The following is a 14,100-nucleotide window of genomic DNA, read 5'->3' on the forward strand; positions in this document are numbered from 1 at the left end:
TTGATTAACCGTCTTTATTTAACGCTGTTGTCGCTTGTGCTACATCGATAGTATGCCCAGTCCAACGCTCAAAACTTAAAGCGGCTTGACCGATAAGCATACCGTAGCCTTCAGAGATCTGTGCGCCACGAGCAGCAAAATGCTGCAAGAATGGCAGCGGACGACCATACATCATGTCATAAGCGTATTGACAGTTTAGAGCATCATCTAGCGGCAACGTATCACCTGACAAGCCAATAGAAGTGGCATTAATGATAATGTCAAAAGCGCCACTGAGTTCATTGGTCGCGCAAACCTCGATATTTTGGTCATCGATTATTGAGCTGGCCGCACTGAGCTCATTTACCAAATCAGCTGCCTTAGACACGGTGCGATTGGCAATCGTGAGAGAGTTAATACCTGCTTCAAATAACGGTAGTATCACGCCACGAGCGGCACCACCTGCACCTATTAGCGCCACACGAGCATCGGTCAGCGGCCAGTCCATACTCATAATGTGATTGATAAGTCCTTGTCCATCCGTGTTATCACCATAGAGTGCTTCAGTGATTGGCACGCCGCTTTCTAGTAGTGCTTTGTTCAACATTAATGTATTGACCGCGCCTGCCGTTTTGGCATGTTCTGATAAGCCACCACGCGCTGCGCAGCAGTCATAAGCGACTTGTTTAAAAGGAACTGTCACGTTAGCGCCCACACCGCCACCGCAAAAAACGCCTCAACAACAGCTGTAAAACTGGCGGCATCATCAGGGCAGTACTGCCGCTGATAGCTAATATCAATCCCTGCTTGTACAGCAAACTGCTCATGAATCTCGGGAGATTTACTATGGGCGATTGGATTGCCAATAACGATAAAGTGTTGGGTCATAAATAGTCCGCTGGCTAGAAAATAAACATACCATCAAAGAAGCAAGTAAGTGGCGCTCAATCATCATAATGGATAACGCTATGATTGACAAACCAAGAGGCTATGACCAATCAATGATGAGAAAGTGACAGCGTTAATTAGAGGTTGCCTTATCGCTTTTGAAAATAAATTGTGATATTGAAGCAGCTTTAGGTAATTAGTACGCAGGCAGTTTTCTACTTCCTATTAAAGAAAAGACTGTTTTGGTACGTTATATATTTAACAAATCTGTACTCTCGGGGAGTGCTCCGCGTAACGTAAAAGGTAGTCAAGTGCTGAGCAGTTGGGTAAACTATAAAACATGGAAACCTATATCAATATGCTGTAATGACTGCTAGATTATAATATTTGTGAAATATGCTCTTTATTGAAAACTATTCGTTATCAGCGGCGTTTCTGCCAGCTCGTTAATCCTATTTCGAGATCAATCTAAAAGTGTGAGTAAATTATCCATGTGGAATCCTAACCTACAGACCCTTCTAGTCGGTACGATAATGGCAGTTGGTGTGACGCTCAGTGGCTGTGACAGCACCAAAGAAGATGCTCCAAACCCAGATGCTGAAACCACTGAGCAGGTAACAACGAATGAGCCAGTACAGGACAACGCAAACAATCCTGACCTAGATGGCGCCACTGCTCAGCAAGGCACGCCAGTGAGATATGATGTCGCAGCATGGGGTACGGATAAGGTTGAGTCGCTCGCGGTGGACGAGTTAGATAGTATAAAATCGGTGTTTGGCGAAGTGATGAGCACGGATGAAAACAGCCTAGACTATGCCAGTAATCCAGCGGCAAAATATCGCTTTATGAAAACGGACGCGCCTTATCTAGATATCATCGACTCTGAAAAATATCTAGAGCTTGGCTGGTACTATGCCAATCCTACTGACACAGACAAAGAAAAAGAGCTGAGCCAAAACCACGCCAAAAAAGCCTATCAACTATCGCGTCAACTGATGGGCGATGATGGCGGAAAAATGGTTGCTGATATGCTCAATAGTCAAATCATCAAAAATAGAATCGTCGGTGGACAAAAAATAGAGCTAGCAAAATGCGAGTTTTATAGCTGCATGCTGGTGATCAATAAAGCCGCCGCTCAAACAGACAATAGCTAAATCATGACCGATATGACGTCAGTGCCAAACGGCTGGGTTTGTCTGTATCCACAAGTCAGCAGTGTGACCGATGATAGTAGTTTGACCAAAGACAGCAGTGTGACCGAAGAGGGCAGGTCGACTAGCCAAACGGTAACCATGTCTTTAGATAATCGCGGGCTGGCATACGCTGACGGTTTTTTACCACCATGGGTGTCATTGATGGATTGATACTGTGGTCAGACTACCATTATCAGAGGCTTGTCTCTCATGCTAAAGCCTTGCAGCTAAACATAAATAGCGAAGAGCTATTAGCCGTACTGCAACTGTATGCCCAGCAGTTAGAGCAGGGTATGCTAAAGCTAATAGTTACTCGCGCTGCGCAGAATGTACGCGGTTATGGTTATACACCTAATGCAAATGGTAGCGACTGTGAAATATGGCTAAAGGCTACTGCAATGCGAGTTTCTACGGCGCTGCAACTGTCCTTGCCTGATGGGAGCTTAATACCTATCCAACCTAATGCTTCGGCAATATGTTTGGCTTCTCAGATTGCTTGCTTACCACCACCGCTGGCAGGTCTCAAGAGCCTTAATCGTTTAGACAATGTCCTCGCTAGTAGTGAGCTACAACGTATAAAAGCTGAGCCATTGGCATCAAATCTTGCTTCAACACTTGGTGAAGGTCTGTTACGCGACATGAGCGGGCAGTGGGTCGAAGGTACGATGAGTAATGTATTCTATCAATTGGCAGAAGAGTCGCTATCGGAATCCAAAACTACCTCTAGTATTCATAAAGATAATGAAAACTACCTAACCACCGGTCAGTGGTACACCCCTTCTATGGCTCAATCGGGTGTCGCTGGCGTCATGCGTCAGGTAATTATAGATGCACTATCCACGACGCAATATCCAGTCAGAATCAGGTCGCTACAAGATGAAGATTTGCCTAAATTAACGCAGTTATTCTTTTGCAATGCACTGCGCGGTATCATGCCAATGAGCAGTCTGACGTTGTTGTCAGGTGATGTTGTGGATTTTGAATCCGTTTAGTTGTTATTGAAAAACAATAAATTTGGTATCAATAAAATCATCTGGATATAAAACCACTTGCTCATTTCTATACATTTCTTGCGCTTTCAAAAGCGCACTTTGCTCATCTTCTGCGACAACATCCACGATAGTGCTTAATGTTTCGACAATTTCAACTTGAAAGGTTTGTGCTGCCTTTTTATCTTTTCTTATTATATTCACACTCGATTCTCATATATCACTTCAGTCATTTACACCAAGTAGATTAGCAAAAGCCCTCAAAAGAAGTGATCGTCTTTTGTTACGTGGTCTTGTGTCTTAAAGCAAATCGATCAATGCTGCTTATCTAATAAGGAGATAAGCCAATGTACGAAGTTTATGAAGATGAAAGTATCCCGCTACAAATCCGTCGTTTGATGGTGTTTGATGAAATCTGTAAATTAGCGAAGAAAGAACCTGATGAAATTATTCATTTATCAAAATTTACTCAGTTATCACTCGGAGTTATGTATCTAAAGGATTTCAAGAAATTTATAGCTTTTGGTGGTGTGTTTGAGTATGCACAAACACCCGAAGAAGTTATTGAACAACGTATTCGCATTTTTCCTAACGATGAGCCAGTAAAGTGTGCGCTAACTGTTAATTTAAAGCAGTTTACTCGCCCAGCTAGTACACCTATACAATTAGTGTGGTATTGGAATAAATATGTAAAGAATAGAATGCATGCTTATATTGACTATCGTGAAGAAGTTTTTTTCGGATAAATGATGAAATTGATTCGGATTACCCACCGCATAAGTTTCATGACCGTCTAGTTGCGACAGCTCGTCTGCCACTATGGGATGATAGAGATGAGTTAATTGCAGATGTATACCGTGACAATCAAGGCGAACCTAGACCTGAACGTTATAATGAAAGGCGTCTGTTATAATTCGAAATAATTACTATGTTATACGAAACTCATAATTAAGTTACTACTTATAGTTATAGCTGCTAATAAATTTTAGCGGCTATAATATTATGATCTTGATACTGTGTTTATATGACGTATTAGCCTTCTTACATAAATCACCACTAGCCTTTGTAGCTCCGTCAATTGAAGTTAATGCACTGGTACTTTCGCAAGAAGTCTATTGAGTGATGCATATCTCCAATAACGTTCTTCATAATTGATCGTCTTTTGTTAATGAGTATTGCGTACTGATGTTAATCGATCAATGATTGCATTCTATCCAATACTATCTAACAGGGGATAATAAATGCGTACTACCTATGAAGATCAACGAATTCCACTACAAATCAGACGCTTGATGATATTCAATAAAGTTTGCGGTGCAGCGAAAAGAAATCCTGATGAAATGATTCACTTACCTTGTTATTCACAGATAGCATTTAGTATTGTTTATTCTAAGAAAGATAGAAAATACACAGCATTTGGGAGTGTGTTTAAGTATGCGCATACTCGTCAAGAAGTCATTGAACAAGGTTTAGATAAGCAGTTTCATGAAGATACTGTGATGTGTGCAATCACAACCGAAAGACAAGCTTTTACTAAAGCTTCTCGCACTCCGTTAGGGCTGCTAATGAGCTGGAATAAACAGGTAAAAAATCGAGCTTATACCTGTCTCGATGGCAATGTGAAACACTTTTTCAAAGTAAATGATGAGCTAGAGCTAGATTACCCTCCTCATAAGTTTGACGGTCGTTTGGTTGCTGCCAAAGGTTTACCATTATGGGATGATAAGTGTTCTTAGTATAATTTTCGATAGTGACCACGGCTTACAAATTCAATGATGCCTTTATCTCGTAATATTTGTAATTGTTGGCGAATTTTATCTTTTACGTGGTTGTTTTCAGGATGTTTGAGCTGCAACTCATTAGCAAAAGCATAAACTTGATTGAGAGAAAAACTGACATCGAGACGGTCGATACATTGCCAGACATCGAGTGTCCAACCGCGTGAAGCCATAGATTGCTTGCGTAAAAATAAAGTCTTTTGGAACTGTTGGGTGACATTTTCACGCGGTATAACTTGTTGGTCTTTGACCAAAAACACTTTGCCTGATTCGGGTACTTGGCGTAAGTCAATATTGCAACCAACCCAACCTGCTCGTTTTGCCGTCACTGATAAGGGTTGACGCTTAACAATAATATCGGGTGTAAAGAAATGCTTGGGAATAATTAGAAAATTGTTGACGGTGTATTCTTTTGAGTAGGTTAAAAAGAAAAAGCTGGGATTGTCCTTACTATTGATACGCTCAATCATCGTCTTATAAGCGCCATCATTGACAACATTGCTTAACTTGGCTTTTTTACTTTTTAGCTCATATTGCTCATTACAATTTTCGCAATAAAAATCAGCGACAGGTTTGTTATTAGCAAACTCAGCTAGCGATTGGGCGCTACAATTGGTGCAGTAACTATTTTCTTTTACCCATGCTTCACTGAGTACACGAACTTTTGAGGTTCAGAGTGATAGTTTTTAGCAAGACTTTGGTTGAAATGTAGGTTCATAAGATATTTTTATTATTAATAGATAAGCTGAGAATACTGAAAAAAACGCCTAAGTATTAAGCCATATAAACTGCTATCAAGAGCAAGATAATTCATAAGCTAAGCAAATACCATTGAAAATCGCACGGTTCAGTGCTAAATTCTAGCAAACATCTGCCTCGCGAGTTGCCATGAGCAAGCCTACACCTAATATACCACCTGAACGTCCCAATGAGTCGCCGTCAAACAAGCAAGATGGCACAGTCGAGGAGCGTGTCGATACCACGCTGCCGGACGCGCAACCAGTGGTAGATGAGGTGGAAGACACATCAGCAACGCCAGCAACCAACGTCTCGCTTATCAGTGGTAACAGTAAACCGCGTCAATATAAAGTCAATAACCCATCGTTTTTTATGCAACGTGGCTATCAAGTGCTGCTAGTGTTGGGGCTGATTGCTGCATTTTTCTTAGTCATGGTTTATCAGACGTTGTTTGGTCGTATCGAGCAGCCGCAGCAAATGGTCACGATTGAGCCAGGTCAGACGTATTATGGTCTACTACCGCAGTGGCAGCAGCAGATTCCGCTGTTCTCAGCAGGCGTGGCCAAGCTATATATCAAATCGCAAGTCGATGCGCCGTTGCATGCTGGTACGTATCAATTACCCGAAAACCCGACTATCGCTGAGGCGCTACAAATACTAGGTCAAGGCGCAAAAGCGGCTATGGTCAAGGTACAGATTATCGAAGGCAAGACATCTAAAGACCTTTATCAAGCGCTGCGTGACAATGACAAAATCGAAAAAGAAGTACTGACCGCAGATAGTGACAATGCCAGTATTGCTCAAGCATTGGATTTAACGGGTGTATTGCCAGACAGCGTGACTAATAGCAGTGACCCGATTGTTAACTATAATCTTGAAGGTTGGTTCGCGCCTGATACCTATTATTACGGTGAAGGAACTAGCGATAAAAAAGTATTGACTGACTTGTATAAGCGTCAGCAGCAGGTACTGACTGATGCGTGGGAAAATCGTGCGCCGAATCTGCCTTACAAGAGTCCTTATGAAGCGCTAGTCATGGCGTCTATTATCGAAAAAGAGACCAGCGTTGCTGATGAACGTCCTTTAGTTTCTGCCGTATTTAGAAATCGCTTGAATAAAAACATGCGTATGCAGACAGACCCGACTATTATCTACGGTATGGGCAGTCGTTATGATGGTAATATTCGCCGTAAAGACATCAATGAGAAAACGTCGTACAATACCTACCAAATTGATGGTTTACCGCCAACGCCAATTGCGCTACCATCAGCGGCTTCTATCGAAGCGACCTTACATCCTGCCGATAGTGAAGCGTTGTATTTTGTGGCAACGGGCAATGGCGGGCACAAATTTACCAACAGCTTGGCTGAGCATAATCAAGCGGTAAAAGACTACCTCAGTGTCATGCGTGAGAAAAAATCTCAAACGCCGCCGCAGTAATATTCCTTCTTAATCTTCTTAAAAACTTATCGTTTATTGAGCGCTACAAAGTAGAGGTAGTGCTCATCAATGACATAAGGTCATATCATGTCAGTATCTATGCACACCAGCGCAACACCGTCACATACCAACACACCACCATCGAATCCACCTGAATCAAGTGCTTCAAATACGGAGACGGTGCCTAATTTAGGGCGCTTTATTAGTTTTGAAGGGACTGAAGGCGTAGGCAAAACCACCGCAATTGAACAGTTGTGCTTGCGCTTAGAAGCTAATGGTATTCCATATCTACGTACTCGTGAGCCAGGTGGTAGCCCATTTGCCGAGCAATTGCGTGACATATTATTGGACCCAGCGACGGATATCGAAGACGATACTGAGTTGCTGCTATTGTTTGCGGCGCGCTGTGATCACATGCAGCAAGTCATTTTACCAGCGCTCCAAAATGGTACTTGGGTGATATGTGACAGGTTTACCGACTCTACTATTGCGTATCAGGGCTTTGGGCGTGCGTATGGTGATGAGCTGGTACGCGGCAAAATCGATTTGCTTATCAAACAATTTGTGACGCAGCTTCCTGAGCTGACGTTGTGGTTGGATTTGCCAGTAGCAGAGGGTATGAAACGTGCCAATAAGCGCAGTGCGGCAGATCGTTTTGAGCAGCAGGCTACCGAGTTTTTTACTTGGGTGCATACTGGTTTTAGTCAGCTTGCGAGCGAGTATCCTGAGCGCATACAGCGTATTGATGCATCGGGCAGTACGGATGATGTGAGTGCGCGTATATGGCAGACTGTTATGGACAGATTCGATATCAAATAATTAAATTTTGCCAAGTAGGTTTGTAGATTTATAAGGCAGTTAGATGTATCGATAGCTAGTCAATCAGTCAGTTAGCACCAATAAAAAGCCCCAGCACATTGCTGGGGCTTTTTATTAAGGTAAATATTTTATCTTTAAGTCAATAAAGCAGATAACAACACATATTATTTTTCGTCTGGCTTATCTACTTTTACATCCTCAGTAGTAGCGCTAGAGGCGTCGCTATCTTGAGCAGAGTCAGGTAGACGATTTGGGTCAAGCGCACCTTTTTTGTTTTTAGGCGCACTACCATTGCCATTACTGTTCGTAGAGGTTTTGGTCTTCGAAGTCGCTGTCGAATTTGCAGACATGACGCCTTTATTATCCACATTAGTAGCAGACGTTTTTGGCTCTTCTACTGCTCCACTTTTCTCTACCGTAGTGCTAGAAGGTGACTGAGTCTCGGTACTACTGCTTTGAGTGGTTGATGACTGATTAGCAGTGTTTTGCTCATCGCTTTTGTCACTATCTACCGAAGGCTCTGGCGCTGCTGTCTGGCTATCGTCAGGGTTAGGCTCCTGCTCTTTACGCTTTTCAGGGGCTTTTGAATTGGACTCAAAGTTAGCATCCGCTGCCATGCGAGCCTGCTCTTGCTTAGGCGTTACATCGACTGGCTTTGGCTGTACTTCATCGTCTACCACTAGCGATATAAGCTTACGGTCACGAGGGACAGTACCGTCAAATTTATCGGTGATGACGTGCAGTTTGCCTTCTTTGTCGACGGTATATAGCGGTACGAATTGCTTATTATCGGCTTTATATTGCTCAAAGCTATAGCTATCCGTGATGTTGGTAATCTTAATTCGAGCTTTTTGGACAGCATACTGGCAAGCTTGGTATAGGTTACATCTTTGCCAAACAACCACTGTGAATGGAAGTTAGATTGCTTGTCATCACGCTCGCTTTTGACTTTTTCGTCACTGAATTTAAGACGATATAGCTTACGCTCACCAAATTCATGACGATAATGAATCTCGGACAACGTGTTCATTTCTTTGTCCATACTCATCGCAAACAAGCGACCAATACCGATCAGATCCAGATGATGATCTGCGTGATCAGAGATAGGGTTGCCAAAGTAAGTACGTAGACCGCTCATGCGTGCGCGTGCAATATTAGTGTAGTTATTGTGCGCAACGATGACGTCAAAACCTTGGTCTTTGAGAGAGGTAGCAATCAATAGCGTAATTGGATTTGAGCCAACGATAAGGATACCGTTGGTCTCAGGCTCACGTACGCCTAGTAGATTACCGATGACCTTTGCACCCAGGCCCTGAATCATGACCGTACCGATAATGACCATAAATACCAGAGGTACAAGTAGCTCTACGCCTTGAATATCATACTCTTGCAAACGAATCGCAAACAGGGATGAGATAGCAGCAGCGACGATACCACGTGGCCCAATCCAGCTAATCATCAGCTTTTCATTGGTCTTAAGGTTCGAGCCGATAGCCGATGCCCAGACCGATAGTGGACGTGCGACAAACATCACGATAGCGAGCAGCACTAGCCCTGCAAAACCAACGCTGAGCAAGCTTGCTAGCTCTACACGCGCCGCCAGAATAATGAACAGCACTGAAATCAGCAAAATGGTCAACGACTCATTAAACTCTAAAATCGTCTCACGTGGGAATTTTGGCCAGTTCGCCAATGCCACGCCCAGTACTGTGACGGTCAATAGACCAGATTCATGCTCTAGATGATTCGATATCGAAAATAACACCAGTACAAATGCTAAGGTAAAGACATTACGTAAGAATTCAGGAATCATATGACGGCGCATAAGGAATGCAAGTAGCCAAGCGCCCGCCATACCCATTGCAGTTGCCAATACGACAATTTTAGCAAACAGTAGAATACTACTGGCTTCACCGCCTGAGATAATGTACTCATAGACCAATACCACAGCGATAGCGCCGATTGGGTCAATGATAATACCTTCCCATTTCAAGATATTGGAAATGGTTTTGTTAGGGCGTACACTGCGCAGCAGCGGCATAATAACCGTCGGACCAGTCACACAGACTAGCGCACCGAAGAGTAAAGCAATCAATGGATCGACATCGAATAGTAAATAAGTCGATAGTGCCACGATAGCAATGGTAATCAGTACACCGACCGATACTAGCATCTGTACCACGGTACCATGTTGCTTAATCTCATCGAACTCTAGCGTTAGCGATCCTTCAAATAGGATAATTGCTACGCCCAAAGAGATGAAAGGAAACATCAGCTCGCCTAATACCAGATCTGGGTCAAATACACCCAGCACTGGGCCGACGATAATACCAATCAGTAATAAAAATAAAATGGATGGTTGCTTTAAATACCAAGCCAACCATTGGGCGGCAATGCCAATCCCAACCACGCCGGATAGCAAAAGGGCGGTATCCATAAATTAATCCTTTTATAATCTTGTCATATTTTATATCTACCGATAGCTGTTATAAGATAGTCGCTACCGTTTATTTCACAATAAGTTGTTATCCGTTTTTATTGTAGCTAGACCATCGCACTGATAGCCATCATGAATCACAACATAAGCTAGATATGATATAACTACTATAAAGTAGCAAAGACAAAAGCGCTTCTAGATAAATCACAATACGCTAGAAATGCAAAAGATGGAAAACAAGAGTGATGATAGCCAGTTTATAAACCTGCAATAAACAGTCTTATATACAAGCTAACTTTTGTTTGTTTAGTAAAATATTTGGTTTGACATCATACCATGATTTTATTTCAAGCTGATGTAAGCCGTACCTGCTAAAAAGCTATCTCACGGCCACAAAAGTATACGAAGTCCGTATGAAATAACACTGCCTTAGGTTATCCTGCACTATGCAAAAGGCATTAGTATCATACTTTAAGTTTTTATTTATCATACAGTAGCTGCGTGGGGCATGCACGTCACGCATAGGATAATAGTGTTGGCGTCATAAAATGTCATATACTGATAGCTGAGAGTATTTATTTTTATAAGACGCTATTAATCATGTTCTACACTATTAACCATCTTCTAAAGACAGGCACTCTATAAATATTCAAGTAGTGAGTAGTGATAAAAATAAGCGTAAAGTAATTGCTAAATAGCTATGACAATAAGTTCGAATAAAAGTGCTGCGTAGCATAAATAGACAAGATAAATAGATAAAAGAATATAATTTCACCAAATAGTAACGAATAGGGACATGCCGCTTGGTGTAGTCGCTATCGCTGACAATCATAACGTGGCTGTTAATAGCAGCGATTACTCATATGGAGGACACAAAATGCCTATCAATATGTTCAAAGGACAGACCACTGCCGATATGCAGCGCTGGTTACAACGTAGTGCTCTAGCATTCGCTATTAGTACCGCTATGTTTGCTAGTATCAATGTCACGACGATAAACAGTGCGCAGGCTGCAGTCACGACGGCTGATTTTTCTGGTTTGGTGCAACAAGTCACGCCAGCAGTGGCACGTGTCAATGTTACCAAAACGATTAGTGAGGCCGAGCTCGCTAAGGCTCAGACTGCTGAAGTGTTGCGTCAGTTCTTTGGTGATCGTCTACGTATTCCTGATCGAGTCGCGACGCCAGCGATTGAACATGCTTATGGTACGGCCTTTTTATTACCTCCAATGGATATATGCTGACCAACCATCATGTCATCGCAGGTGCGGACAAAATCACTGTGACGCTCAATGATAGAACCGAGCTTGATGCAACTTTGGTTGGTAGTGACGAGCGCTCAGATGTGGCTGTGCTAAAAGTTGAGGGCAGTCAATTTCCAGCCCTGCCTATCGGCGACTCAAGTGGTCTAAAAGTAGGGGAGCCAGTGTTAGCAATCGGTTCGCCATTTGGTTTTGACTACTCAGCCTCTGCCGGTATTGTCAGTGCCAAATCGCGTAGCTTCTCACGTGAGACGAGCGTACCATTTATCCAAACAGATGTAGCACTAAACCCTGGTAACTCTGGCGGACCACTATTTAATCAACGCGGCGAAGTGATTGGTATTAACTCGCGCATTTTTAGTGGTACTGGCGGTTATATGGGACTGTCATTCTCTATCCCTATTGACGCTGCCATGGATATTTATGAGCAGCTAAAAAATGATGGTGAAGTAGCGCGTGCATATCTAGGAATCTATCCACAAGATATCGATCGCAATCTGGCCGAGGCTTACAATTTAGAGCGCCCTCAAGGTGCCTTACTGACTCGTGTATCACCAGATTCACCAGCACAAAAATCAGGCCTAAAACCTGGTGACATCATTTTGCAATACAATGACGTACAAATCATGGAGGCATCAGATTTGCTGAACTTGCTCAATCGAGCGCGTCCAAGCGACCCCTTCCGTGCACGGATTCAGCGTAACGGTAAGCAGATGGTGATTAACGGTAAGCTCGCTTATGCGCCCAATGATGTAAGAGCACAGAGCGGTGATGAGCAAAATGATGATGTGCAGTTGGGCTTGCGTTTACGCGATTTGACGGCAGATGAACAAGCAGAAATCGCTGTCGATAATAAAACGGGCATATTGGTTACCACTGTGGATCCTACTGGATTGGCCGCGCGCTCAGGTATTCTGGCAGGCGATGTCATCACTAACTTTCATCAAAAGCCGATTGAAACAGTAGCAGACTTTTCAGGTGCTATCTCATCTCTTCCTAAAAAGGCGTGGTCACTATAGAAGTTATACGCCAAGGCATTCCTGCTATTATTGGTCTACGTATTGAGTAGGTGTCCTGGTTAAAGCGTGGCTGTTAATGTGACTAATAACGTAACTCAGATTACGGTGCAGAGTATAAAGGCAGCGCGCACGTCAATAATTGTGCTTGTCTATCATGGAGGTCGACCTCTATAATGTTTGGTTTTTTATCAAACAGCTAAGAGTAAGACCTCAACAGCAATCCATTCGTTAAGTGAGTTATTGATCAATCAATGGGCTCTAAGGTGGGCCGAGTCGCTTAGTAGGCTCGTACCATTATGCAACCGCTAGGTAATTATGACTGACCCCGCTCTACATACGCTTATTACAACGACGTCAGCAGCATTGCTAGCGTACATTGCACTGTGGTCAGGGCTACAAACGTTTAATGCCAATCCTACCAAGCGCTTTATACGTATTTGGGTGAAGCTTGCATTATATTATGCCGCCTATACGATGCCTGTTTGGGTGATATTGCTTATCATGGTTTGGTCACAGGACCTGATGCCGATGTTAGCTCAGCTATCATTACCTGCCGTACTGATGGCAATATTGATGATGGGCTTATATTTTTTACTGTCATTGTGCAACCCAACCGCTTACGATTAGAGCATCATTCTATTAACTTAGACTTGTCTACACCGCTCAAAGTCGCCGTATTAGCAGATTTACGTATAGGAATATACGGTGGTAAGCCGCGTCATATTCGCAAGCTAGTCTCTACTATTAATGCCTTGTCAGCAGACGCCGTACTGATTACGGGCGACTGGCTATACTATCCTAGTGCAGACTTGGTGGGTCAGTTAATGCTATTTAAAGGGGTGAATAAACCTGTTTATACGGTCATGAGCACCTCGGACTTGCGTTATCAATCTATGAATACGACCAAGCAAGGTCAGCCACTATTAGAAGATACATTGGCCAGTACTTTTGATGTCCTCGATATTAACTATATTGGTCAGCAATGTACGTCGCTGCCACTCAAGTGTGCAAGAGCAATAAATAAGCCGTCAGTCGTCAATCAGTCTACTCATCAAACTAATAATCAAGATAGTGCTGAGCAAGAAAACCCGAATATAAATCCATCAATAGCGGTGCTTTGCGGCTGGCAAGATGTGCCCAAGCAATCTACAGATATTGAAACGTCAGAGGCGACTGATAAAGCAATGCTTGGAACAGAGATTGCCAATGCCACCAGTCCAGTGATTATCTTGGCATCACGATTTGATAGTATCAGTGATCTGCCAAAGTCTTTACAGCCACGTCCTTTATTAATAACAGGTGCTGCAAAGGCTATTCAAAAAATATCCTGCTTGCTCAAAAACAGAACGATATTCGACGCAGTAGTGAGCAATCAGCATTGCTATATAACAGTCGTATGGGTAAGCAGCGCGGCTTATATCAACATGCAAGTGCACAGATATTTGTTAGTAGCGGCATCGGTACGAGAGGGTTGCCTTTTCGATTCTATCGACCTACTATCGATGTGTTGACGATTCGTTAATATTACATAAGAGACTTATCAGCGTACATTGATTGCG

At 43.0% G+C, this 14,100-nt stretch carries 10 protein-coding genes and 4 pseudogenes; 9 read left to right on the forward strand and 5 right to left on the reverse strand.

What is annotated here, in order from left to right; translation table 11 throughout:
- Positions 1-4: 4 nt before the first annotated feature.
- Positions 5-867 (reverse strand): annotated as a pseudogene (gene aroE / locus ACOBWA_RS00815) (shikimate dehydrogenase).
- A gap of 491 nt (positions 868-1,358) precedes the next feature.
- Here aroE and ACOBWA_RS00820 point away from each other — a divergent pair.
- The 3 genes from ACOBWA_RS00820 to ACOBWA_RS00830 are packed head-to-tail and all read left to right on the forward strand — an operon-like array spanning position 1,359 to position 3,052.
- A complete protein-coding gene (locus ACOBWA_RS00820; RefSeq protein ID WP_420229936.1) occupies positions 1,359-2,021 on the forward strand; it encodes a hypothetical protein in 663 nt (220 codons plus the stop codon).
- A 3-nt stretch (positions 2,022-2,024) separates the two neighbouring features.
- A complete protein-coding gene (locus ACOBWA_RS00825; protein WP_420229937.1) occupies positions 2,025-2,231 on the forward strand; it encodes a hypothetical protein in 207 nt (68 codons plus the stop codon).
- Positions 2,210-3,052 (forward strand): aminotransferase class IV, encoded by an 843-nt coding sequence (locus ACOBWA_RS00830; RefSeq protein WP_420229938.1) that lies wholly within the window; start codon positions 2,210-2,212, stop codon positions 3,050-3,052. The genes ACOBWA_RS00825 and ACOBWA_RS00830 overlap by 22 nt, the downstream gene beginning before the upstream one ends.
- 3 nt (positions 3,053-3,055) lie before the next feature.
- Here the strand turns inward: ACOBWA_RS00830 and ACOBWA_RS00835 are convergent, their stop codons facing one another.
- Positions 3,056-3,253: a DpnD/PcfM family protein gene (locus tag ACOBWA_RS00835; protein WP_397476631.1), complete on the reverse strand. Its 198-nt coding sequence runs from the start codon at positions 3,251-3,253 to the stop codon at positions 3,056-3,058.
- Positions 3,254-3,396: 143 nt separating this feature from the next.
- Between ACOBWA_RS00835 and ACOBWA_RS00840 the strand changes: the two genes are divergently transcribed.
- Together ACOBWA_RS00840 and ACOBWA_RS00845 are read left to right on the forward strand one after the other, a co-directional pair.
- Complete coding sequence (locus ACOBWA_RS00840) at positions 3,397-3,795, forward strand: hypothetical protein (protein WP_420229939.1); 399 nt, start codon at positions 3,397-3,399, stop codon at positions 3,793-3,795.
- A 495-nt stretch (positions 3,796-4,290) separates the two neighbouring features.
- A complete protein-coding gene (locus ACOBWA_RS00845; RefSeq protein ID WP_420229940.1) occupies positions 4,291-4,785 on the forward strand; it encodes a hypothetical protein in 495 nt (164 codons plus the stop codon).
- On the opposite strand, the gene ACOBWA_RS00850 is transcribed toward ACOBWA_RS00845, so the two are convergent.
- Together ACOBWA_RS00850 and ACOBWA_RS00855 are read right to left on the reverse strand one after the other, a co-directional pair.
- Complete coding sequence (locus ACOBWA_RS00850) at positions 4,782-5,000, reverse strand: hypothetical protein (protein WP_420230690.1); 219 nt, start codon at positions 4,998-5,000, stop codon at positions 4,782-4,784. The genes ACOBWA_RS00845 and ACOBWA_RS00850 overlap by 4 nt on opposite strands.
- Before the next feature lie 66 nt (positions 5,001-5,066).
- Positions 5,067-5,435 (reverse strand): annotated as a pseudogene (locus ACOBWA_RS00855) (DpnI domain-containing protein); the annotation flags it as partial.
- Between the two features lie 280 nt (positions 5,436-5,715).
- On the opposite strand from ACOBWA_RS00855, the gene mltG reads away from it, so the two are divergent.
- Together mltG and tmk are read left to right on the forward strand one after the other, a co-directional pair.
- Positions 5,716-7,005, forward strand: a complete 1,290-nt coding sequence (gene mltG, locus ACOBWA_RS00860; RefSeq protein WP_420229941.1) for an endolytic transglycosylase MltG — start codon at positions 5,716-5,718, stop codon at positions 7,003-7,005.
- A 99-nt stretch (positions 7,006-7,104) separates the two neighbouring features.
- Positions 7,105-7,824 (forward strand): dTMP kinase, encoded by a 720-nt coding sequence (gene tmk / locus ACOBWA_RS00865; protein WP_420230691.1) that lies wholly within the window; start codon positions 7,105-7,107, stop codon positions 7,822-7,824.
- Positions 7,825-8,296: 472 nt separating this feature from the next.
- Here tmk and ACOBWA_RS00870 read toward each other — a convergent pair.
- Positions 8,297-10,261 (reverse strand): annotated as a pseudogene (locus ACOBWA_RS00870) (cation:proton antiporter); the annotation flags it as partial.
- Between the two features lie 916 nt (positions 10,262-11,177).
- Between ACOBWA_RS00870 and ACOBWA_RS00875 the strand changes: the two are divergent.
- Together ACOBWA_RS00875 and ACOBWA_RS00880 are read left to right on the forward strand one after the other, a co-directional pair.
- Positions 11,178-12,591 (forward strand): annotated as a pseudogene (locus ACOBWA_RS00875) (Do family serine endopeptidase).
- A gap of 432 nt (positions 12,592-13,023) precedes the next feature.
- Positions 13,024-14,052: a hypothetical protein gene (locus tag ACOBWA_RS00880; protein WP_420229942.1), complete on the forward strand. Its 1,029-nt coding sequence runs from the start codon at positions 13,024-13,026 to the stop codon at positions 14,050-14,052.
- The last annotated feature ends 48 nt before the right edge of the window (positions 14,053-14,100 follow it).

Origin of the sequence: Psychrobacter sp. ER1 (genome assembly GCF_048631835.1) — a bacterium.
GTDB lineage: Bacteria > Pseudomonadota > Gammaproteobacteria > Pseudomonadales > Moraxellaceae > Psychrobacter.

Excerpts from the sequence above, each read along its gene's own strand:
- ACOBWA_RS00830 (WP_420229938.1), top strand. The coding sequence starts at position 2,210 with ATGGGTGTCATTGATGGATTGATACTGTGGTCAGACTACCATTATCAG.
- ACOBWA_RS00825 (WP_420229937.1), top strand. The coding sequence starts at position 2,025 with ATGACCGATATGACGTCAGTGCCAAACGGCTGGGTTTGTCTGTATCCA.
- ACOBWA_RS00840 (WP_420229939.1), top strand. The coding sequence starts at position 3,397 with ATGTACGAAGTTTATGAAGATGAAAGTATCCCGCTACAAATCCGTCGT.
- ACOBWA_RS00850 (WP_420230690.1), bottom strand. The coding sequence starts at position 5,000 with ATGGCTTCACGCGGTTGGACACTCGATGTCTGGCAATGTATCGACCGT.
- ACOBWA_RS00820 (WP_420229936.1), top strand. The coding sequence starts at position 1,359 with ATGTGGAATCCTAACCTACAGACCCTTCTAGTCGGTACGATAATGGCA.
- mltG (WP_420229941.1), top strand. The coding sequence starts at position 5,716 with ATGAGCAAGCCTACACCTAATATACCACCTGAACGTCCCAATGAGTCG.
- tmk (WP_420230691.1), top strand. The coding sequence starts at position 7,105 with ATGCACACCAGCGCAACACCGTCACATACCAACACACCACCATCGAAT.
- ACOBWA_RS00845 (WP_420229940.1), top strand. The coding sequence starts at position 4,291 with ATGCGTACTACCTATGAAGATCAACGAATTCCACTACAAATCAGACGC.